This window comes from Streptomyces sp. NPDC050508, assembly GCF_040655155.1.
GTDB lineage: Bacteria > Actinomycetota > Actinomycetes > Streptomycetales > Streptomycetaceae > Streptomyces.
Genome location: NZ_JBFAJJ010000005.1, coordinates 396,520 through 418,482, shown reverse-complemented (window position 1 = coordinate 418,482; position 21,963 = coordinate 396,520). Strand labels below are relative to the sequence as shown.

Below are 21,963 nucleotides of genomic sequence, written 5' to 3'. Positions count from 1 at the left end.
GTGAGCAGCGACCCGTGGGGACGCGTCGACGAGACGGGGACCGTGTACGTGCGTACGGCCGACGGCGAGCAGGTCGTCGGTTCCTGGCAGGCCGGCTCCCCTGACGAGGCGCTGGCCTACTTCGAGCGCAAGTACGAGGGCCTGGTTGTCGAGATCGGCCTCCTCGAAAAGCGAGTGAAGACCACCGACCTGTCGGCGAAGGACGCGCAGGCCGCCGTCGACCATCTGCGCGAGCAGGTCGACGCCCACCACGCGGTGGGCGACCTGGCCGCGCTGCGGGTCCGGCTGGACAAGCTCGTGGAGACCGTCGAGGCGCGCCGCGAGGAGCGTAAGCAGCAGCGCGCCAAGCAGTCCGACGAGGCCAGGCACTCCAAGGAGGCGCTGGTCGTCGAGGCGGAGGAGCTGGCGCAGTCGGACCAGTGGCGGGCGGCCGGTGAGCGGCTGCGCGCGCTGGTGGACACCTGGAAGGGTCTGCCGCGCCTGGACCGCAAGTCGGACGACGAGCTGTGGCACCGCTTCTCGCACGCCCGGTCGGCCTTCTCCAAGCGCCGCAAGGCGCACTTCGCGTCGCTGGACGCGCAGCGCGAGGAGGCCCGCAAGACCAAGGAGAAGTTGGTCGCCGAGGCCGAGGGTCTGTCGGCCTCGGCGGACTGGGGTCCCACGGCCGCGCGCTACCGCGAGCTGATGGCGGACTGGAAGGCGGCGGGCCGCGCCCAGCGCGAGCACGAGGACGATCTGTGGAACCGCTTCCGCGGTGCGCAGGACGTCTTCTTCGCCGCCCGCAGCTCGGTCTTCGCCGAGCGGGACGCCGAGCAGACGGAGAACCTGAAGCTCAAGGAGGAGCTGGCCGAGGAGGCCGAGAAGCTCCTGCCGATCGGGGACCTCAAGGCCGCCCGCGCCGCCTTCCGCTCGCTCAACGAGCGCTGGGAGGCCATCGGCCATGTGCCGCGTGACTCCCGCCCGAAGGTCGAGGGCCGGATGCACACGGTCGAGCGGGCCCTCCAGGAGTCCGAGGAGACCGAGTGGCGCCGGACGAACCCGGAGGCACGCGCGCGTGCCGAGGGTCTGACCGGTCAGCTCCAGGCGGCCGTCGACAAGCTCAGGGGCCAGATCGAGCAGGCGCGGACCCAGGGCAACAACTCCCGCGCCGACAAGCTGGAGCGCGAGCTGGAGGGCCGCCAGGCCCTGCTGGACCAGGCGCTGAAGGGCCTCCAGGAGTTCGGCGGCTGACACGTCGTAGGCATGAGGAAGGGGCTCCCGTACATCGCGTACGGGAGCCCCTTCCGCGTGCGCTCTACGACTTGTTGCGCGCCGACGTCACGCGGTAGACGTCGTACACGCCTTCCACTCCCCTGACGGCCTTCAGGACGTGGCCCAGGTGCTTGGGGTCGCCCATCTCGAAGGTGAAGCGGGAGGTGGCGACGCGGTCGCGGGAGGTCTGGACGGCCGCGGAGAGGATGTTGACGTGCTGGTCGGACAGGACGCGGGTGACGTCCGAGAGGAGCCGGGAGCGGTCCAGGGCCTCCACCTGGATGGCGACCAGGAAGACCGAGGACTGGGTGGGCGCCCACTCGACTTCCAGGATGCGCTCGGGTTCGCGGGACAGTGACTCCACGTTGACGCAGTCGCTGCGGTGAACCGATACGCCGCTACCGCGGGTGACGAAGCCGATGATGGGGTCGCCGGGGACGGGCGTGCAACAGCGGGCCAGTTTGACCCACACGTCGTCGACGCCCTTGACGACGACACCCGGGTCGGCGTTCGTCCGGCGCTTGCGGCCGCGGCCGGGCGTCGGCGGCACGCTCTCGTCGATCTCCTCGGTGGCCGCCTCCTCGCCACCGAGCGCCTGCACCAGCTTCTGTACGACGTTCTGCGCGGCGACATGGCCCTCGCCGATCGCCGCGTACAGCGAGGAGATGTCGGGGTAGCGCATCTCGTGCGCGAGCGTGACGAGGGAGTCGCCGGTGAGGATGCGCTGGATCGGCAGGTTCTGTTTGCGCATCGCGCGGGCGATGGCGTCCTTGCCCTGCTCGATCGCCTCGTCGCGGCGCTCCTTGGAGAACCAGGCTCTGATCTTGTTGCGGGCGCGCGGCGACTTGACGAAGCCGAGCCAGTCGCGGGAGGGGCCCGCGCCGGGCGCCTTGGAGGTGAAGACCTCCACCAAGTCGCCGTTGTCCAGGGTGGATTCGAGCGGTACGAGACGCCCGTTGACCCGTGCTCCTATGGTCCGGTGGCCGACCTCGGTGTGCACCGCGTACGAGAAGTCCACCGGGGTGGAGCCCGCCGGCAGCGCTATCACGTCGCCCTTCGGCGTGAAGACGAAGACCTCGTTGCGCGACAGGTCGAAGCGCAGGGACTCCAGGAACTCCCCGGGGTCCTCGGTCTCCTTCTGCCAGTCGAGCAACTGGCGCAGCCACGCCATGTCGTTGAGGTGGTCGTCCTTGCCGGTGGTCCGCGGCTGGTCCGAGCGCACCTTGGAGGTGCCGGCGACGGCCTCCTGCTTGTACTTCCAGTGCGCGGCGATGCCGTACTCGGCGCGGCGGTGCATGTCGAAGGTGCGGATCTGGAGCTCAACCGGCTTGCCGTTGGGCCCGATTACCGTCGTGTGCAGCGACTGGTACATGTTGAACTTGGGCATCGCGATGTAGTCCTTGAACCGGCCGGGGACCGGGTTCCATCGCGCGTGCACGGTGCCGAGGGCCGCGTAGCAGTCGCGGACGGTGTCCACGAGGACGCGGATGCCCACCAGGTCGTAGATCTCCGCGAAGTCGCGACCGCGGACGATCATCTTCTGGTAGACGCTGTAGTAGTGCTTCGGGCGGCCGGTGACGGTGGCCTTGATGCGGGCGGCGCGCAGGTCGGTCTGGACCTCGTCGGTCACTATGGCCAGGTATTCGTCACGCTTCGGTGCCCGCTCGGCCACCAGCCGGACGATCTCGTCGTACATCTTGGGGTAGAGGATCGCGAAGGCGAGGTCCTCCAGTTCCCACTTGATGGTGTTCATGCCCAGGCGGTGGGCGAGGGGCGCGTAGATCTCGAGGGTCTCGCGCGCCTTCTTCTCCTGCTTCTCGCGCTTGAGGTAGCGCATGGTGCGCATGTTGTGCAGGCGGTCGGCGAGCTTGATGACCAGGACGCGCGGGTCCTTGGCCATGGCGACGACCATCTTGCGCACGGTCTCGGCCTGCGCCGCCTCGCCGAACTTGACCTTGTCCAGCTTGGTGACGCCGTCGACGAGAAGGGCGACGGAGTCGCCGAAGTCGCGGCGCAGCTGGTCGAGGCCGTACTCGGTGTCCTCGACGGTGTCGTGCAGCAGGCCGGCCATCAACGTCGCCGGGTCCATGCCGAGTTCGGCGAGGATCGTGGTGACGGCGAGCGGGTGCGTGATGTACGGGTCGCCGCTCTTGCGCTTCTGGCCGCGGTGCCAGCGCTCGGCGACCTGGTAGGCACTCTCCACCTGGCGGAGCGTGGCCGTCTCGATCTTCGGGTCGTTGCTGCGCACTATCCGCAGCAGGGGTTCCAGGACCGGGTTGTACGGGTTCGAGCGCTGGACGCCGAGGCGCGCGAGGCGGGCGCGGACGCGGTTGGAGGAGCCGCCGCCGGTGCGTGCGGGCTGGCCTGCCGTGGGACGGGGCGCGGGAGGAGTGGCCGCCGGGTGCTCGGCCGGGGCCGGCTTGGGGCGCGCGGGCTCGGCTGCCTTGTCGGCGGGCGCCGACCTGTCGTGCTCCGCCGCCGGGCGCGGTTCGCTCGGCGCGGTGCTCGCGCTCGTGGCGGGCTCCGCCGCGGGGCCCGGGGTGGGCTCGGGCTTGGCGGCGGTCAGGGGCTGGGCCTCGTCTGCCAAGAGGACTCCTCGTGCGCGATCCGGGTCCCCCGGTCAGGCTCCGGAGTGCCCATGGTAGCGATCCCGGGCTCCGGGCTCGCCTTCAGGCCGATGTGAGGGCCGTCTACGGGTGAAACGCGAGGGGCTGCCGCCGGCATTCCGGGAGGCGGCTCCGGGGTGTCCTGGGGTTGTTCTGCGGGCGTGCTTGAGGTTGCGCGAATAGGCCGTGGGGTCCGAGGTCGTTGGCGAGTGCGGCCTCGCCGTGGCTGGTCGCGCAGTTCCCCGCGCCCCTCAGGGGGTGGCACCGAGGCCCGTGACATGCGCAACGGCCGTCCCCTGGGCCAGGGACGGCCGTTGCGTCACGCGTTCGCGTCAGACTACGAGGAGTGCCTCCAGCGGTGCCCCGCCCAGTGCCGGCTCCAGGCGGGAGCGTCCCTGCAGAAACCCGAGTTCCATCAGGACCGCGAGGCCGGCGACGTCGGCGCCCGCCCGGCGGATCAGCTGGATCGAGGCCTCTGCGGTGCCGCCCGTGGCCAGGACGTCGTCGACGATCAGGATGCGGTCGCCGGCCGACAGGTCCTCGGCGTGCACCTCGATCTCGGCGGAGCCGTACTCCAGGTCGTACGCCTGGCTGAGGGTCGCTCCGGGGAGCTTGCCCGCCTTGCGTACGGGGATGAAGCCGACGCCCGCGCGGACGGCCACCGGGGCGCCGAGGATGAAGCCGCGGGCCTCCAGGCCCACGACCTTCGTGGCGCCGGTGGTCACGACGATCTCGGCGAGCGCGTCAGTGAGGGCCGTGAACGCGGCCGGGTCCGCCAGGAGCGGGGTGATGTCCTTGAACATCACGCCCGGCTCCGGGTAGTCGGCCACATCACGGATACGGCTGAGCAGCAGCTCCTGGATGCCGGTCATCGGCGCTTCCCGGAGGGGCGTCCACGGCCGCGGTTGCGGGACGCCGGCTGGGTGCGCGGGCCCACGACGGCTGCCGCGTCCTCGGGCTCGTCGTAGTCGTCGTCCGAGCGGTCGGTGGCCTCGGGCTCCGGCTGATCGCCCTGCGCGGCGGCCTGGGCACGCTTGGCGAGGACGCGCTTCTTGAGCGCCTTCATCTGCGGCTCGGCCTCCTTGAGGTCGGCGACGAGCGGCGTGGCGATGAAGATCGAGGAGTACGCACCGGCCGCGAGGCCGACGAACAGCGACAGCGAGATGTCGTTGAGGACGCCCGCGCCGAGGAAACCGCCACCGATGAACAGCAGGGCCCCGACCGGCAGCAGCGCGACCACCGTGGTGTTGATGGAGCGGACCAGGGTGCCGTTGATCGAGCGGTTGGCGATGTCGCTGTAGGTCCAGCGGGTCTGCTTGGTGATGTCCTTGGTCTGCTCCTTGAGGCTGTCGAAGACGACGACCGTGTCGTAGAGCGAGTAACCGAGGATGGTCAGCAGACCGATCACCGTGCCGGGCGTGACCTCGAAGCCGACGAGGGCGTAGATGCCGATGGTGATGGTGATGTCGTGGATCAGGGCGACGAGCGCGGCCAGGGCCATGCGCCACTCGAAGGCGATCGCCAGGTAGATCACGACCAGCACCATGAAGATCGCCAGGCCCTCCCAGGCCTTGTTGGCGATCTGGTCACCCCAGCTGGGGCCGACCAGGTCCGCTGCGATGTTCTCGGAGCTGACGTTCAGGTCCTTGGCCAGCTGCGTCTTGATGCTGTCGGACTTGTCGGTGTCGATGCCGGCGATCTGGATGCGCAGGCTGCCGTCGCCGAGCTTCTGGACGACCGCGTCGTGGCCGGAGGCGTCCTGGGCGTACTTCTCCGCCTGGCTCACCGAGGCGCTCATGTGCTTCGGCGTGGTGAAGGCGGCGCCGCCCTGGAACTCGATGCCCATGTTCAGGCCGCGCACCGTCAGGCCGAGGATGGCCGTGATGGTGATCAGGATCGAGATGCCGTACCAGATCTTGCGATTGCCGACGAAGTCGTACCCGACCTCGCCGCGGTGCAGTCGGGCGCCGATGCTGCCGAGTTTCGACATCTCACGCCTCCTTCGGGTCGACAGGGCCCGCGGCAGAACCGGCGGGGCGGCGGGTGCGGCGCAACGGCGGCTTGGCGCCCAGCGCCTTCGGGTCGATGCCGGACCACTTGTGGCCGTCCGCGAAGAACTTCCTGCGGGCGAGGATGGTCATCAGCGGCTTGGTGAAGAGGAAGACGACGACCACGTCGAGCACGGTGGTCAGACCAAGGGTGAACGCGAAGCCCTGGACCTTGCCGACGGTGACGATGAACAGCACCGCGGCGGCGAGGAACGACACGAAGTCGGAGACCAGGATGGTGCGCCGGGCGCGGGGCCAGGCCCGCTCGACGGAGGGACGCAGCGAGCGGCCCTCGCGGATCTCGTCCCGGATGCGTTCGAAGAACACGATGAACGAGTCCGCGGTGATACCGATCGCGACGATCGCACCGCAGACGGCCGGCAGGTTCAGCGCGAAGCCGATGCCCGGGCCGAGCAGCGCCATGATCACGTACGTGAGGATCGCGGAGACCAGCAGCGAGGGGATCGCGATGACCGACAGGCCTCGGTAGAAGATCAGCAGGTAGATGACGACCAGCGCGAGGCCGATCGCGCCCGCGATCAGACCGGCGTGCAGCTGCTCACCGCCGAGGGCCGCGGTCACCGTGGTGACGCTGTCCTCGTGGAAGGTCAGCGGCAGGGCGCCGTACGACAGCATGTTGGCGAGGCTCTGGGCCTCTTCCTGGGTGAAGCTGCCGGAGATCTCCGCGTTGCCGCCCGTGATGGCGCCCTGGACGAACGGGCTGGAGACGACCTGACCGTCGAGGACGATGCCGAACTCGTTCTGCGGGGAGGTGTTCTTCGCCAGCTCGCCGGTGATCGTGGCGAACTTCTTGGAACCACCGCCCGTGAAGTCCATGGTGACCTGCCAGCCGGCGGCGGACGTCGTGTTGAAGACGGCCGAGGCCTTCTTGACATCGGTGCCGTCCACGGCGGCGGGGCCGAGCAGGTACTTGTACCAGACGCCGGAGACCTTGCCGCAGGCCACGGTCGCGTCGGTGGCCTTGGAGTCCTTGCCCGCGGTGTTCTGGACCGACTTCTTGGAGCAGTCGAGCGCGGTGTACTGGGCCTCCAGCTTGGCGGCGGCCGCACTGGCGGCGCTGCTGCTGGTCGCCGACGGGGAGGCGCTCGACGAGGCCGTGGCGCTGGGGCTCGCGGACGAGGTGGCGGCGGCCTTCAGGGCGTCGCTGACGGCACGGCCCTGAGAGGTGGCGGTGGCCGACGGAGTCGCGGAGCTGGAGGAGGACCCGGTCGCCTTGGGCTTGGCGGAGCTCGACGAGCTGCTGGAGGCGCTGCTGGACGTGCTCGGCGACGGGCTTGCCGTCGCGGCGCCCGCCGAGGCCTCCGTGGCCAGGACCGGGCGGAAGTACAGCTTGGCCGTGGTACCGACCTGCTGGCGCGCTTCCTCCGAGTTCGTGCCCTTGGGGATGTTGACGATGATGTTCCGGGTGCCCTGCGTCTGGACCTCGGCCTCCGAGACACCAAGACCGTTGACACGGCGGTTCATGATGTCGACCGCGGTGTCCATGTTGGTCTTGTTGACCGCGGACTCCTGGCCCTTCTCCGGGACGGCCCGGAGGGTGATGCTCGTGCCGCCGGCCAGGTCGATGCCGAGACGCGGAGTGGTGTGCCCGGATGCGAACATGCCACCGGTGAGCGCCACGATGGCGATCAGGATGAGGGCCAGCGAGCGCCCCGGCTTGCTCTGGGCGCTCGCGCTACGGCCCCTCTTAGGTGCTGCCACCTTCTCGTACTCCCTCTCGGGCCGCTCCGCGCCGGGTCAGCGCGCCTGCGGCCATGACATGGTGTCGGGATCCCGTGCGAGCGACGCACGTACCCGGGGTGCGCGGGGCGCGAGCGGGTCGCGCCGCGCTCCCGGGACGTGAACTACTTCGCGTCGGAGTCGCCGTCGGTCTTCTTCGGCTCTTCGTCCGTCTTGGCCTCGGCGGCCTCAGCCTGCTCCTCGGTGGCGTCGGCCGGCTCGTCGGCCGCGTCCTTCTTGCCGAGGTCGATGGGCTTGTCGTCGGAAGAGTCGGCGGCGGGCTCGTCGGTCTCGGTGAGGGAGGAGGCGTCGTCCGGGACGATGTCGGCGTCGTCCTTCAGGTCGTGCTCGATGCCGTGGACGATGCGGTTGTACTCGTCGTCGGTGAGGACGGCGCCGATCGCGTTCTTCGCGAAGAGAAGCTCGACGCCCGGGCCGGCGTCGAGAAGGACCGTCTCTTCGTTGACCTCCTTGACCGTCGCATACACGCCCCCGATCGTGCGGACGCCGGTGCCGGGCTGCATGTCACTTCGCATCGACGCGGCCGCCTGCTGCTTGCGCTTGGCAGAGCGGGTCATCAGGAACATGGCCCCGATGAGCACGATGAACGGGAGGAGGGTCACGATATTCACGGGACGGAATTTCCTTCGCACAACCGCGGCGGGAGCGGCCTGGTGGATGGGGGTGGTCGGCGCCGCCCACAAGGGCGGCATCGGCGGAGTCTAAGCGAGTCCACGCTGATGGAACAACGCACAGCATGGCACCGGGGTTCCTGACCCGGCCAGTGCCCCCGCCGTCACGCCCCGAACAGGTCCCCTTGTCCGTTTCCCCCGGTTGACGAGCGGGGCGGGGTGAGGCCGAGATGCGCCCACGCGGCGGGGGTGGCCACGCGTCCGCGCGGGGTGCGGGCGAGCAGCCCCTCCCGTACGAGGAAGGGTTCGGCGACCTCTTCCACGGTCTCGCGCTCCTCCCCCACGGCGACGGCGAGCGTGGACAGGCCGACCGGGCCGCCGCCGAAGAGTTTGAGCAGGGCTTCGAGGACACCGCGGTCGAGCCGGTCGAGGCCGCGGCCGTCGACCTCGTAGACCTTGAGGGCGGCCCCGGCGATGTCCCGGGTGATGAAGCCGTCGGCCTTGACCTGCGCGTAGTCCCGTACGCGGCGCAGCAGCCGGTTGGCGATACGGGGTGTGCCGCGGGAGCGGCCGGCGATCTCGGCGGCGCCGGCGGGGTCGATCTCCACGTCGAGGAGGTTCGCCGAGCGGTGGATGACGCGCTCCAGCTCGGTCGGCTCGTAGAACTCCATGTGCGCGGTGAAGCCGAAGCGGTCGCGCAGCGGGGGCGGCAGCAGTCCCGCGCGCGTGGTGGCGCCGACCAGGGTGAACGGCGGCAGTTCGAGGGGGATCGCGGTGGCGCCGGGGCCCTTGCCGACGATGACGTCGACGCGGAAGTCCTCCATCGCCATGTAGAGCATCTCTTCGGCGGGCCGGGACATGCGGTGGATCTCGTCGAGGAAGAGGACCTCGCCCTCCTGGAGGGAGGAGAGGATCGCGGCGAGGTCGCCGGCGTGCTGGATGGCGGGGCCGCTGGTGATGCGGATCGGGGCTTCCATCTCGGCCGCGATGATCATCGAGAGGGTGGTCTTGCCGAGGCCGGGGGCACCGGAGAGCAGCACATGGTCGGCGGTGGCGCCACGCGCGCGTGCGGCGCGCAGCACCAGGTCGAGCTGTTCGCGGACCTTCTCCTGGCCGATGAACTCGCCCAGGTCCTTGGGGCGCAGGGCGGCCTCGACGGCCTGGTCCTCGCGGTCGGCGACAGAGCCCACCAGCCGCTCGGCGGCGGTCTCGTCGGTCGTGTCGTCCCAGTTCACTGACGGTTCTCCTAGCGGGCGCGGTTCAGGGTCTGCAGGGCCGCCTTCAGCAACTGCCCCACCTGCGGCTTGCCCCCGGCGGCCTCCGCCTGCGGTGCTACGGCGGCCACGGCCTCGTCGGCCTCGCGCGTGGCGTACCCAAGGCCGATCAGCGCGGCGTGCAGCTGATCGCGCCAGCCACTGGTGACCGGGGCGCCGATCGCCGGGGCGGACCCCACCGGTGCACCGAGCCGGTCCTTGAACTCCAGCAGCAGCTTCTGCGCGCCCTTCTTGCCGATGCCCGGAACGGCCACCAGCGCCTTCTCGTCACCGGAGGCCACGGCTCGGCGCAGGCCGTCCGGGGTGTGCACGGCGAGCATGGCCTGCGCGAGCCTGGGGCCGACGCCGGTCGCGGTCTGGAGCAGCTCGAAGATCTGGCGTTCGTCGTCGTCCACGAAGCCGTACAGGGTGAGCGAGTCCTCCCGTACGACGAGCGAGGTGGCGAGCTTGGCATGCTTGCCGAGGCGGAGCGTGGACAGCGTGTTCGGCGTGCACTGGATGGCCATGCCGACACCGCCGACCTCGACCACCGCGGCGTCGGGAGCGAGTGCGGCGACCGTGCCGCTGACGAAGGCGATCATGCGGTACGGCCTTTCGATGCCTTGGATGCGTTCGGTGCTTTGGCTGCGTGCAGGGCGACGGCCTGCTGGAGGCGGTTCTGCGCGGGGGCCCGCCAGATGTGGCAGATGGCCAGCGCGAGGGCGTCGGCCGCGTCGGCGGGCTTGGGGGGTGCGTCGAGCCGGAGCAGCCGGGTGACCATGGCGCCGACCTGGGCCTTGTCGGCGCGCCCGCTGCCGGTGACGGCGGCCTTGACCTCGCTGGGGGTGTGCAGGGCGACCGGGATGCCGCGGCGGGCGGCGCACAGCATGGCGACGGCGCTGGCCTGGGCGGTGCCCATCACCGTGCTCACATTGTGCTGGCTGAACACCCGCTCCACGGCGACGAATTCGGGCCGGTGCTCGTCCAGCCACGCCTCGATGCCCTGCTCGATGGCGACCAGGCGCAGGCCCAACTCGGCGTCCGCCGGGGTCCGTACGACACCGACGCCGACCATGGTGAGCGGCCGGCCCGCGACGCCTTCGACGACACCGACACCGCATCGCGTCAGACCGGGGTCGACTCCCAGTACCCGCACACCAACCCCCTCTTTGCGGCTAAACCGCCGCCGCTCTCGCGGACCTGGCTGAGCACCGTCGGGGTTCCTCAATTGATGGTTTCGGTCCGCGGTCGGTGATCTTTGACTTCCGCCAGGCTATCCGCTGCCACCGACAACGGCGGCGGGCCGACGGGACGTGTCCCGTCGGCCCGCCGAAATCCCGCTCAGCTCGCGGCAGCGCTACGCGTCGACCTTCTCCATGACCTCGTCGCTGACGTCGAAGTTGGCGAAGACGTTCTGCACGTCGTCGCTGTCCTCCAGGGCGTCGATCAGCTTGAAGATCTTGCGGGCGCCGTCCTCGTCGAGCTCGACCTGCATGGTCGGGACGAAGTTGGCGTCGGCGGAGTCGTAGTCGATGCCGGCGTCCTGCAGCGCGGTGCGGACCGCGACCAGGTCGGTGGCCTCGGAGATGACCTCGAAGGCCTCACCGAGGTCGTTGACCTCCTCGGCGCCCGCGTCGAGCACGGCACCCAGGACGTCGTCCTCGGACAGCTCGCCCTTGGGGACGACGACGACACCCTTGCGGTTGAAGAGGTACGAGACGGAGCCGGGGTCGGCCATGTTGCCGCCGTTGCGGGTCATGGCGACGCGGACGTCCGAGGCGGCGCGGTTGCGGTTGTCGGTGAGGCACTCGATGAGCACCGCGACACCGTTCGGGCCGTAACCCTCGTACATGATCGTCTCGTAGTCGGCGCCACCGGCTTCGAGACCTGCGCCGCGCTTGACCGCGGAGTCGATGTTCTTGTTCGGGACCGAGCTCTTCTTGGCCTTCTGGATGGCGTCGAACAGCGTCGGGTTGCCGGACACATCGGCGCCACCGGTGCGGGCCGCGACCTCGATGTTCTTGATCATCTTCGCGAAGAGCTTGCCGCGCTTGGCGTCGATCACGGCCTTCTTGTGCTTCGTCGTAGCCCATTTAGAGTGGCCGGACATCTGCCTGTCTCCTTCGCGTAACCCAACTCTTAACGAACCCCAGAGATCCTACTAGGACCCCGGAGCCAGGTTCGCGCGCACCATGTCGACGAACAGGGAGTGCACGCGGTGGTCGCCGGTCAGTTCCGGGTGGAACGACGTGGCGAGCGCGTTGCCCTGGCGGACCGCGACGATGTGGCCCTCGTGTTCGGCGAGGACCTCGGTCTCGGCACCGACGGACTCGACCCAGGGGGCACGGATGAAGACGCCCTCCACAGGATCGCCCTCAATGCCCCGGACGTCGACAGCTGCTTCGAAGGACTCGTTCTGCCGCCCGAAGGCGTTGCGGCGCACGATCATGTCGATGCCGCCGATCGTCTCCTGGCCCGAGCGCGGGTCGAGGATCTTGTCGGCGAGCATGATCAGGCCGGCACAGGTGCCGTAGACGGGCATCCCGGCACGCACGCGTGCCCGGAGGGGGTCCATCACTCCGAAGAGGACGGCCAACTTGGAGATGGTGGTCGACTCACCCCCGGGGATGACGAGACCGTCCACCTCGGCGAGTTCCTCGGGGCGTCTGACCTGCCTGGCCACGGCGTCCGCCGCGGCCAGGGCGATCAGGTGCTCCCGTACGTCGCCCTGGAGGGCCAGGACTCCGATGACAGGGGCTGAAGACACATCTGCCATGGGTGGTTACCAGCCGCGGTTGGCGTAGCGCTCGGCCTCGGGGAGGGTGTCGCAGTTGATGCCGACCATGGCCTCGCCGAGGTTCCGGGACGCGTCCGCGATGATCTTCGGGTCGTCGTAGAAGGTGGTCGCCTTCACGATGGCGGCGGCGCGCTTGGCCGGGTCGCCGGACTTGAAGATGCCGGAGCCGACGAAGACGCCCTCGGCGCCGAGCTGGCGCATGAGCGCGGCGTCGGCGGGGGTGGCGACGCCACCGGCGGAGAACAGGACGACCGGGAGCTTGCCGAGCTCGGCGACCTCGCGGACCAGCTCGTACGGGGCGCGGAGGTCCTTGGCGGCGGCGTACAGCTCGTTGTTGTCGAAGCCGCGCAGCTTGGCGATCTCGTTCTTGATCTGGCGCAGGTGGCGGACCGCCTCGACGACGTTGCCGGTGCCGGCCTCGCCCTTGGAGCGGATCATCGCGGCGCCCTCGGCGATGCGGCGCAGGGCCTCGCCCAGGTTGGTGGCACCACAGACGAACGGGGTCGTGAAGGCGAACTTGTCGCTGTGGTTGACCTCGTCGGCCGGGGTGAGGACCTCGGACTCGTCGATGTAGTCGACGCCGAGGGACTGCAGGACCTGGGCCTCGACGAAGTGGCCGATGCGGGACTTGGCCATGACCGGGATGGAGACCGCCTCGATGATCTCCTCGATCATCGTCGGGTCGGACATCCGGGCCACGCCACCGTCCTTGCGGATGTCGGCGGGGACCCGCTCCAGCGCCATGACCGCCACGGCACCGGCGTCCTCGGCGATCTTCGCCTGTTCGGCGTTGACCACGTCCATGATCACACCGCCCTTGAGCTGCTCGGCCATGCCGCGCTTCACGCGCGCGCTGCCGGTCTCGGGGGTCTGGGCGAAGCTGGGGATGCTGGACACGGGGTGACCTCACTCGGTGAAAGAGGGTTTCTGCGATACCGAGCAAACGCCAGAGATGCAGGCCACAGCAAGGGCCAATGGGTAGGCGGTGGATCGTTTTCGAACCGCTGTGCCCCGGGGTGACCGCTACGCGGCCCGGTCGACCAGTGCCGCCGGCGGCTCGTCGTCCATCTCGAAGGCCATCGGGAAGGGGGCGTGTCCGGCCAGCCGGAACCAGCGGACCTTGCGGTGCCGACGCAGGGCGCGGGCGGCGCGTACGGCGTCGTTGTGGAAGCGCCGGGCCATGGGCACCCGCCGTACGGCCTCGGTCAGTTCGCGGGCCGCCGCCTCTCCCCCGGGTGCCTCGCGGACGCCCTCGACCTGCGGGGCCTCCGCGAAGACGGCGCGCAGGGCCTGGCTCAACTCGCTCTCGGCGACCTCCCGTTGCTCCTCCTCGGCCTGTCGGGCGGCGTGCGCGGCCTCGTAGAGGACGATCGAGGCGGCCGGGTCGAGGACTCCGGAGGTGGCCAGTTCCTGGGTCACCGAGGCGCGGCGGAGCAGTTGGGCGTCGAGTGCCGCGCGGGCCGCGTCGATCCGGGCGTGCAGCCGGTCGAGCCGTCCCGCGGTCCAGCTCAGGTACAGGCCGATCGCCACGAGGGCGACGAGGATCCAGATCAGGGTTGCGGTCACGGGCGGCAAGGCTACCCGCCCGCGGTCACCGCCCCGTCAGGTCCCACGCGCACCGGAAACCGCCGTGCCCCGTCGACGAGTCGGGGGTGTTCTTCGAGCGGGCCGCGACCCGGTAGCGGTGGCAGTAGGAGGCGTGGCAGAGGTACGAGCCGCCGCGGATCACGCGCTGCTCGCCGTCCGGGGCGAAGCGGTCGGCGCACCACTCCCACACGTTGCCCGAGGTGTTGAACAGACCGAAGCCATTGGGCTCGTACGCGTCCACGGGGACGGTTCCGGTGGCTCCGCCGGGGCGGGTGCTGACCCTCGGGAAGTCGCCCTGCCAGGTGTTCAGCCGCTCGGGGGCGAAGTCGTCGCCCCAGGGGTAACGCCGTCCGTCGAGGCCGCCGCGTGCCGCGTACTCCCACTCGGCCTCGGTGGGCAGCCGGGCGCCCGCCCAGGCGCAGTAGGCGAGGGCGTCGCGGTACGAGACGTGCACGACGGGGTGGTCGGCGCGGCCCGTGACCTCGGAGCCGGGGCCCTCCGGCGCGCTCCAGGAGGCGCCTTCCACACCGAGCCACCAGGGTGCCGCCTCGACCTGGCCGAACACGGCGTCCCGCGCGCGGGGGTGCAGCAGCAGGTGGAAGACGAACGAACTGCCGTACCGCTCCGCCTCGGTGACGTATCCGGTGTCCTCGACGAAGTGCGCGAAGCGCGCGTTGGTGACAGCGGTCGTGTCGATGCGGAACGGCTCCACGGTGACGGTCCGGACGGGTCCCTCGGCGTCCTCCGGGTAGCCCTCGTCGAAGGCGTCGCCCATGCGGAACTCGCCGCCGGGGAGGGCGATCGCGCAGGTGCCGTCACGGCTCGCAGGAGAGGTGAATCGGCCGCCCGGAGCTGTGAGTTGGAAAAGCGAACCGACCTCCCCGCGCGCGGGCGCACAGCACGCCCCCGCACGGTTCTCCCCCGGCATCCTCAGTCCCGGGCCAGTCCGAACCGCGCCCGCAGTCCGGTGCGTTCGTCGGTGGCCACGGCCGCCGCACCGGCGGTCACCGTCTCGTACACGGACAGGATGTCGGCCCCGACCGTCGACCAGTCGAACCGCCGTACATGCGCGCTCCCGCTCCGCCGCAGCTGCGCCAGCCGCTCGGGGTCGCCCAGGAGCCGTACGGCCGCCTCGGCGAGCGCGTCCGCGTCCTCGTTGGTGAACAGCTCGCCGGCCGCGCCCTGGTCGAGTACCTGCGCGAAGGCGGGCAGGTCGGAGGCGAGCACCGGGGCGCCCGCCGACATCGCCTCGACGAGGATGATGCCGAAGCTCTCGCCGCCGGTGTTCGGCGCGACGTAGAGGTCGACGCTGCGCAGGAAGCGGGCCTTGTCGTCGTCGCTGATCATGCCGAGGAACTCGACGCGCGAGCGCAGTTCCTTCGGCAGCGTCTCGACGGCCTCCTCCTCGTCGCCTCGCCCAGCGACCAGGAGCCTGGCGCCCGGACGCTCGGCGAGGATCTTCGGCAAGGCGCCCATCAGCACCGGGAGGCCCTTGCGGGGCTCGTCGATACGCCCTATGAAGCCGATCGTCTCTCCCTGCCACTCGGGCTTGGGCTCGGCGCGGGCGAAGAAGCCGACGTCGACGCCGTTCGGGATGACCACCGCGTCCCCGCCGAGGTGTTCGACGAGCGTGCGGCGGGCGTACTCGCTCACGGCGATCCGCGCGCTGATCTTCTCCAGCGCGGCCTGGAGGATCGCGTACGCGGCGATCATCGCCCGGGAGCGCGGGTTCGAGGTGTGGAAGGTGGCGACGATCGGGCCCTGCGCGGCCCAGCAGGCCAGCAGACCGAGGGAGGGCGAGGTCGGTTCGTGGATGTGGATGACGTCGAACTCGCCGTCGTGCAGCCAGCGGCGGACCCGGGCGGCGGACAGGAAGCCGAAGTTCAGCCGGGCCACCGAGCCGTTGTACGGCACCGGGACGGCACGGCCGGCCGAGACGACGTACGGCGGCAGCGGGGTGTCGTCGTCGGCCGGAGCCAGGACGGACACCTCGTGGCCGAGCCGGATGAAGTACTCGGCGAGGTCTCTGATGTGGAACTGGACGCCGCCGGGGACGTCCCAGGAGTAGGGGCAGACGATGCCGATCCTCACGAGGGCCCCTTGCTGGGATCGAGATCCGTGAGCCACAACCGCTGCAGCATGTGCCAGTCCTCCGGGTGGTCGGCGATGCCGGTGGCGAAGGCGTCGGCCAGCGCCTGTGTCATGACAGACGTCTTCTCGGCCCGGTCACCTGACTCGGGCACCTCGACGGGCGGATGGATCCGGCCCTGCATGACCGGCGAGTCGTCGTACCAGAGCGTCACCGGGAGCAGCAGCGCGCCCGTCTGCTGGGCGAGGAGGGCCGGTCCCGCGGGCATCCGGGTGGCCTCGCCGAAGAACTTCACCTCGACCCCGGAGGCGGACAGGTCGCGCTCGGCGACCAGGCAGACCAGGCCGCCGTCCCGCAGCCGCCGGGCCAGTGTGCCGAAGGCGGTGCCGCCGCTGTGCGGCAGGACCTCCATGCCGAGTCCCTCGCGGTAGGCGACGAACCGGTCGTAGAGGGTCTCCGGCTTGAGGCGTTCGGCCACCGTGGTGAACGGCGTGTCCAGCTTGGTGGTGACCCAGGCGCCGGCGAGGTCCCAGTTGGCCAGGTGCGGCAGCGCGAGGATGACGCCCCGGTCGGAGGCGATGCCGTCGGTCAGGTGGTGCACGTCCTTGCAGTCGAAGCCCGTGCGGATCCGCTCGGCGCTCCAGGCGGGGAGCCGGAAGGACTCCATCCAGTAGCGCAGATACGACCGCATGCCCGCGCGCGAGAGCTCGGCGAGGCGCTCGGGGCTCGCGTCGGGCACCACGCGCGCGTAGTTGCTCTCCAGCCGCCGTACGCCCTTGCCGCGTCGTTTCCAGGCGAGGTCGGCGATGGTGCGGCCGAGCCGGACCGCGACCGGCTCGGGGAGCTTCTTGACGGTGCTCCAGCCGAGGCCGTACAGCGCGTCCGTCAGCCGGTCCTGGGCACTGCTCACGAGGTCGCCCCGCTGCTGTGCTGTTCCGCGGCCTCCTCGGCTGCCGTGGCGTCGGCCTCCGCGGCCTCCCGGCGGACCGTGACGACCCGCTGGATCAGCGTGACCAGGCTGCCCACGGCGACGACCCACAGCGCGATGGGCAGCAGCCACTGGATGCCCGGGACGCCGAACTTGTGCAGACCCGCGAGACCGCACGCGACCAGCGAGATCACGAGCCGCTCGGCCCGCTCGACCAGGCCGTTGACGGCGACCGGCAGGCCGATCGACTCGCCGCGCGCCTTGGTGTACGACACCACCTGGCCGCTGGCCAGGCAGAAGATCGAGACGGCGCACAGGGCGATGTTGTCGCCGCCGCCCGCGTACCAGAGGGCCAGGCCGCCGAAGACCGCGCTGTCGGCCACCCGGTCGAGGGTGGAGTCCAGGAAGGCGCCCCAGCGGCTGGAGCGGCCCAGCTGGCGGGCCATGTTGCCGTCGACGAGGTCCGAGAACACGAACAGCGTGATCACGACCGTGCCCCAGAAGAACTCGCCCATGGGATAGAAGACCAGCGCGCCCGCGACCACTCCGGCGGTGCCGAGGAGGGTGACCGTGTCGGGGCTGACGCCCCGGCGGATCAGAAATGCGGCGAACGGCGTGAGGACACGCGTGAAGAATGCACGCGCGTACTTGTTCAGCATGGCCTTCCCGAGGGTCGGTGTCGCCGCGCGGCCCCTGCTGGCCACCGGCTGGCCCATCGTAGCCACGCGCGCGCGTGGGCGACGGCCGGGCACCCGCGTGCCCATGTTTTGAATGGCTGCAGCACGACGGGATGCCATCGGTGTCACGGTCGGATCGCGTCCGCTGTATGGACGCACCGTGACGGGAGTGGAAAGCTCGAAGCACCGCGGGCGTCATCGGAGCCGCCACCGCACGCGGCTGCGTGTGTCCGCGCCCACAGTGACCTCACCGTGCACGGGAGGCAAGGCCATGGGCGACAAGGCGAACGCACACCCCGGAGCCGCCGGCAGGGCTACAGCGGCCGACCACCCCGCGTCCGTACGGAATGTGGTGCTGGTCGGCCACTCCGGATCGGGCAAGACGACTCTGGTGGAGGCCCTCGCGCTGACCGCGGGGGCGGTGAACAGGGCGGGCCGCGTGGAGGACGGCGGCACCGTCTCCGACTACGACGAGATCGAGCACCGGCAGCAGCGCTCGGTGCAGCTCTCCCTGGTGCCCGTCGACTGGGACGGGTGCAAGGTCAATCTTCTCGATACTCCCGGATACGCCGATTTCGTCGGGGAGTTGAGGGCCGGTCTGCGAGCGGCGGACGCGGCCCTCTTCGTCGTCTCGGCCTCCGACGGCGTGGACGGCTCGACCCGCATGGTGTGGGAGGAGTGCGCGGCGGTCGGCATGCCGCGCGCCATCGTCATCACGCATCTGGAGTCCGCGCGCGCGGACTTCGAGGCGATGACGCGGACCTGCGCGGAGGCGTTCGGCGCGGACGACCCCGACGCCGTACTCCCGCTGTACCTGCCGTTGCACGGCGCGCCGGGGCCGGACGGGCACGCGCCCGTGGCCGGTCTGGTCGGGCTGCTGTCGCAGAAGCTGTTCGACTACGCGTCCGGGGAGCGCAAGGAGTCCGAGCCCGGGCCCGACCAGCTGCCGCGGATCGAGGAGGCCCGTAACCGGCTCATCGAGGGGATCATCTCGGAGAGCGAGGACGAGACCCTCATGGACCGCTATCTCGGCGGCGAGGAGATCGACGTCAAGACACTGATCGGCGACCTGGAGCGGGCCGTCGCGCGCGGGGTCTTCTTCCCCGTGCTGGCCGCCGCCCCCGCCGCCGAGGGCTCCCGGCAGGGCCTCGGCACGGTCGAGCTCCTGGAGCTGATCACGGGCGGTTTCCCGACCCCTCTGGAGCGCGAGGCGCCCGGGGTCACCACGGTCGACGGCAGGGCGCGGGAGCTCAAGCCGTGCGACCCGAACGGGCCGCTCGTCGCCGAGGTCGTGAAGACCGCCTCCGACCCGTACGTCGGCCGGGTCTCCCTTGTCCGCGTCTTCTCGGGCACCCTGCGACCCGACGAGACGATCCACGTCTCCGGGCACGGGCTCGCCGACCGCGGGCACGAGGACCACGACGTGGACGAACGCGTCGGCGCCCTGTCCGCGCCCTTCGGCAAACAGCAGCGGCCGCTCACGCACTGCATCGCGGGCGACCTCGCGTGTGTGGCGAAGCTGGCCCGGGCGGAGACCGGCGACACCCTCTCGGCCAAGGACGACCCGCTCCTCATGGAGCCGTGGGAGATGCCCGACCCGCTGCTGCCGCTCGCCATCGAGGCACACAGCAAGGCGGACGAGGACAAGCTCTCGCAGGGCCTGAGCAGGCTCGTCGCCGAGGACCCGACCATGCGCCTGGAACAGAACCAGGACACCCACCAGGTCGTCCTGTGGTGCCTCGGCGAGGCCCACGCGGACGTCGCGTTGGAACGGCTGCGCAGCCGCTACGGCGTCCAGGTCGACCTCGTGCCGCACAAGGTCTCCCTACGGGAGACGTTCGCCGCCAAGGCGCAGGGGCGCGGCCGGCACGTCAAACAGTCCGGCGGGCACGGGCAGTTCGCGATCTGCGAGATCGAGGTCGAACCGCTGCCGGGCGGCACGGGCATCGAGTTCGTGGACAAGGTGATCGGCGGCGCGGTGCCGCGGCAGTTCATCCCGTCGGTGGAGAAGGGCGTAAGGGCCCAGGCGGCGAGGGGAGTTGCGGCCGGGCATCCGCTGCTCGACGTACGGATCACGCTGCTCGACGGCAAGGCGCACTCGGTGGACTCCTCGGACGCCGCGTTCCAGACGGCCGGTGCGCTGGCGCTGCGGGAGGCCGCGATCGACGCGAAGATCCATCTCCTGGAACCGGTGGCCGAGGTGACCGTGCTGGTCGGCGACGACTACGTGGGCGCGGTCATGAGCGACCTGTCCGGGCGGCGGGGCCGGGTGCTCGGCACCGAGCAGACGACCGGCGGGCGCACGCTCATCCGGGCCGAGGTGCCCGAGATCGAGATCGGCCGCTACGCCGTCGACCTCCGTTCCCTCTCGCACGGCACGGCCCGCTTCAACCGCGCGTACGCCCGCCATGAACCGATGCCTCCGCAGATCGCCGAACGGATCCGCGAAGAGGCGGGCGACGCCTAGCAGCTGATACCGGGCGGCTCACTTGTGGCTCGCGGCGACCCACAAGTGGCTCAAACGGAACGCTTTCCTCCGTGTCGGCGGACTCCTTCGGGCGTCCGCCGACGAATGTCAGTCGCTGCCGATACGCTGATGACCTGATCAACAGGTGTGCGGAGCACGGAAGTCGGGAAAGCCGCAGAAGCGGGAGCAGCGGCGATCGGGGGCGGGAATGACCGTTGACAGCGGTTACGCGGACATCTTCGGACCACAGGTGCCGCGTACCGGCGACGAGGGGCAGACGGCGACCTACGCGCTGGCGTCGGCGGCCTATCGGGACAACCCGGTGGGCGACATCAAGAAGGCCGACAACGAATGGCACCAGACGGCCGTCAACGAGGGCAAGTGGGCGTCGCTCTTCCGCCCCAACCTCGGCGAGGCGTTCTCCGGGGCTGTCGTGGCCCGCATGCTCGGCCCCGGACGCAAGCCGCTCATCCAGTCGTTCGGCACCGAACCACAGGCCGTCGTCGAGCACGCCCTGGCGGCGAACAACATCCGCCGGGCCCGGGACAACAGGCTGTCCACGATCATGGTGCTGTGCGGCGTGCTGTTCCTGCCCGGGCTCGTCGTCTGGCTGCTGATCTTCCAGCTGCGCAGCCTGATCGACAAGCGCACGCAGACCAACAAGAGGGCCGGCGCGCTCGCCACGACCCTGCTCGTGGCCGTGGGCGCCTTCGCCGTGATCTTCCTGATCAAGATGCCGTTCACCGGCTTCTGGGCCTGGTACGCGCGTGCGTGCGTCGTCCTCCCCGTGGTCGGCTGGCTGTGGGCCAAGCAGGTCTGCGAGAACACCGCGAAGGATCTGCGCGGGCGTTGGGACAGCCTGCTCTCCGGCAGCAGCGTCGGCGCCAAGGTCCCCGAGGCGGTGCCGACCAGCCCCGGCGAGACCCAGGCCGAGCAGCTCCGCCAGTCCCTGGCCAAGCTCAGCGCCGAGCAGCAGTCCAACTCGATCTTCTACGCCGGCCCCAAGGGCATCCTCGGCATGGGCACCCGCTGGGGCAGCTGGCAGCTCGCCGAGGACCTGATCGCGCGCGACGAGAACCGGGAGATCCACCCCTTCCGCAGCTGGGACGTCATCCGCAACATCCACGACGACCTGCGCATGCTGGAGCGGAACACGATCAACACCGGCGGCTTCCCGAAGGCGTCCATACGCCACTGGGTCGTCACGCCGATCGGTGAGGGCGCGAAGGCGGTGTCCCGGCCCGAGGGCACGGACGTGGACGCGTACCAGGTCAAGTCGCACGCGATACAGACCATCTGCAACACGCAGCAGTTCGGCGCCGGTGACCGGCACTACCTGGGTGTCCAATGGACGCTCTGGGAAGGCCAGTTGGTCATCACGATGATGATCACGGTGACCGTGCTGCACAAGACGCTGCGCATCGAGATCACCGGGCATGCCCTGGGTCCCGTGAACTCACTGTTCACCGGCAAGCCCGAGGCCCCGTCGAAGGACGTCCAGAAGACCCTCAAGCCGTGGGAGACCCGCAAGGTCAAGCTCCCGCTGGTCCCGACCGACGAGGTGGTACGTCTCGCGGTCCGCGCTCCGATCACCTGGTATCCGCCGTTGCTGAACTGGCTCGGCGGTTCCATATCCCTGCCCGAGCCGTTCGGCCTGCGGCACGCGTGGGCGGACCAGCCTTGGCGGCACCGCTTCATGGCGGACGACGCGCTGCGCGCCGCGACACCGGTCCTGCGCGTGGTGCACGCGGCGGCGATCCGGGTCCTCGACGAGAACGGCGTGGACACGGAGAAGTTCAGCAGCCGCTCGTCGGCCCTCAGCGGAGGCGTGCAGGAGGTGTCACCGAAGAAGGCGGACGTCTACGACGCGTAGCCAGGCGGAGTCGCG

19 protein-coding genes are annotated in these 21,963 nt (G+C 70.4%); 3 read left to right on the top strand and 16 right to left on the bottom strand.

All coding sequences use genetic code 11. The features are described 5' to 3' along the window. Positions 1-1,230 carry a DUF349 domain-containing protein gene (locus AB0I69_RS17470; protein WP_363096499.1) on the top strand — a complete coding sequence of 410 codons (1,230 nt, stop codon included), beginning with the start codon at positions 1-3 and terminating at the stop codon, positions 1,228-1,230. Positions 1,231-1,294: 64 nt separating this feature from the next. Here AB0I69_RS17470 and AB0I69_RS17465 read toward each other — a convergent pair whose 3' ends face one another. From AB0I69_RS17465 to pgsA, 16 genes are all read right to left on the bottom strand, one after another. Then, on the bottom strand, positions 1,295-3,838 hold the full coding sequence (locus AB0I69_RS17465; RefSeq protein WP_363096498.1) for a RelA/SpoT family protein: 2,544 nt from the start codon (positions 3,836-3,838) through the stop codon (positions 1,295-1,297). Positions 3,839-4,189: 351 nt separating this feature from the next. Next, positions 4,190-4,729 carry an adenine phosphoribosyltransferase gene (locus tag AB0I69_RS17460; protein WP_363096497.1) on the bottom strand — a complete coding sequence of 180 codons (540 nt, stop codon included), beginning with the start codon at positions 4,727-4,729 and terminating at the stop codon, positions 4,190-4,192. Beyond that, positions 4,726-5,847, bottom strand: coding sequence for a protein translocase subunit SecF (gene secF, locus AB0I69_RS17455; protein ID WP_363096496.1), 1,122 nt, complete (start codon positions 5,845-5,847; stop codon positions 4,726-4,728). The genes AB0I69_RS17460 and secF overlap by 4 nt, the downstream gene beginning before the upstream one ends. Before the next feature lies 1 nt (position 5,848). Beyond that, positions 5,849-7,627 carry a protein translocase subunit SecD gene (gene secD, locus AB0I69_RS17450; RefSeq protein ID WP_363096495.1) on the bottom strand — a complete coding sequence of 593 codons (1,779 nt, stop codon included), beginning with the start codon at positions 7,625-7,627 and terminating at the stop codon, positions 5,849-5,851. Positions 7,628-7,770: 143 nt separating this feature from the next. Further along, entirely contained in the window at positions 7,771-8,277 is a 507-nt protein-coding gene (gene yajC, locus AB0I69_RS17445) for a preprotein translocase subunit YajC (RefSeq protein WP_363096494.1), read from the bottom strand. A gap of 164 nt (positions 8,278-8,441) precedes the next feature. Next, positions 8,442-9,512, bottom strand: a complete 1,071-nt coding sequence (gene ruvB / locus AB0I69_RS17440) for a Holliday junction branch migration DNA helicase RuvB (protein WP_363096493.1) — start codon at positions 9,510-9,512, stop codon at positions 8,442-8,444. Positions 9,513-9,523: 11 nt separating this feature from the next. Next, complete coding sequence (gene ruvA, locus AB0I69_RS17435) at positions 9,524-10,132, bottom strand: Holliday junction branch migration protein RuvA (protein ID WP_363096492.1); 609 nt, start codon at positions 10,130-10,132, stop codon at positions 9,524-9,526. Further along, positions 10,129-10,686 (bottom strand): crossover junction endodeoxyribonuclease RuvC, encoded by a 558-nt coding sequence (gene ruvC / locus AB0I69_RS17430; protein ID WP_363096491.1) that lies wholly within the window; start codon positions 10,684-10,686, stop codon positions 10,129-10,131. Before ruvC ends, ruvA begins: the two co-directional genes overlap by 4 nt. A 201-nt stretch (positions 10,687-10,887) precedes the next feature. Then, complete coding sequence (locus AB0I69_RS17425; RefSeq protein ID WP_363096490.1) at positions 10,888-11,640, bottom strand: YebC/PmpR family DNA-binding transcriptional regulator; 753 nt, start codon at positions 11,638-11,640, stop codon at positions 10,888-10,890. Between the two features lie 51 nt (positions 11,641-11,691). After that, the gene (gene pdxT, locus AB0I69_RS17420) at positions 11,692-12,306 is read right to left on the bottom strand and encodes a pyridoxal 5'-phosphate synthase glutaminase subunit PdxT (protein WP_328684491.1); all 615 of its coding nucleotides are present in this window, start codon (positions 12,304-12,306) and stop codon (positions 11,692-11,694) included. 6 nt (positions 12,307-12,312) lie between these two features. Next, on the bottom strand, positions 12,313-13,224 hold the full coding sequence (gene pdxS, locus AB0I69_RS17415) for a pyridoxal 5'-phosphate synthase lyase subunit PdxS (protein WP_363096489.1): 912 nt from the start codon (positions 13,222-13,224) through the stop codon (positions 12,313-12,315). A gap of 126 nt (positions 13,225-13,350) precedes the next feature. Beyond that, positions 13,351-13,893: a hypothetical protein gene (locus AB0I69_RS17410; protein WP_363096488.1), complete on the bottom strand. Its 543-nt coding sequence runs from the start codon at positions 13,891-13,893 to the stop codon at positions 13,351-13,353. A 25-nt stretch (positions 13,894-13,918) separates the two neighbouring features. Then, positions 13,919-14,842, bottom strand: a complete 924-nt coding sequence (locus AB0I69_RS17405; protein ID WP_363096487.1) for a formylglycine-generating enzyme family protein — start codon at positions 14,840-14,842, stop codon at positions 13,919-13,921. A 2-nt stretch (positions 14,843-14,844) separates the two neighbouring features. Then, positions 14,845-16,005 (bottom strand): glycosyltransferase family 4 protein, encoded by a 1,161-nt coding sequence (locus AB0I69_RS17400; RefSeq protein ID WP_363096486.1) that lies wholly within the window; start codon positions 16,003-16,005, stop codon positions 14,845-14,847. Continuing rightward, positions 16,002-16,913 (bottom strand): phosphatidylinositol mannoside acyltransferase, encoded by a 912-nt coding sequence (locus tag AB0I69_RS17395; protein ID WP_363096485.1) that lies wholly within the window; start codon positions 16,911-16,913, stop codon positions 16,002-16,004. The genes AB0I69_RS17400 and AB0I69_RS17395 overlap by 4 nt, the downstream gene beginning before the upstream one ends. Then, positions 16,910-17,647, bottom strand: a complete 738-nt coding sequence (gene pgsA / locus AB0I69_RS17390; RefSeq protein WP_363096659.1) for a phosphatidylinositol phosphate synthase — start codon at positions 17,645-17,647, stop codon at positions 16,910-16,912. The genes AB0I69_RS17395 and pgsA overlap by 4 nt, the downstream gene beginning before the upstream one ends. 232 nt (positions 17,648-17,879) lie before the next feature. Here pgsA and AB0I69_RS17385 point away from each other — a divergent pair, with 232 nt between their 5' ends. Both AB0I69_RS17385 and AB0I69_RS17380 read left to right on the top strand, forming a co-directional pair. Then, positions 17,880-20,075, top strand: a complete 2,196-nt coding sequence (locus AB0I69_RS17385) for an elongation factor G-like protein EF-G2 (RefSeq protein WP_363096484.1) — start codon at positions 17,880-17,882, stop codon at positions 20,073-20,075. Positions 20,076-20,283: 208 nt separating this feature from the next. Further along, the gene (locus AB0I69_RS17380) at positions 20,284-21,948 is read left to right on the top strand and encodes a hypothetical protein (protein WP_363096483.1); all 1,665 of its coding nucleotides are present in this window, start codon (positions 20,284-20,286) and stop codon (positions 21,946-21,948) included. Positions 21,949-21,963 lie beyond the last annotated feature (15 nt).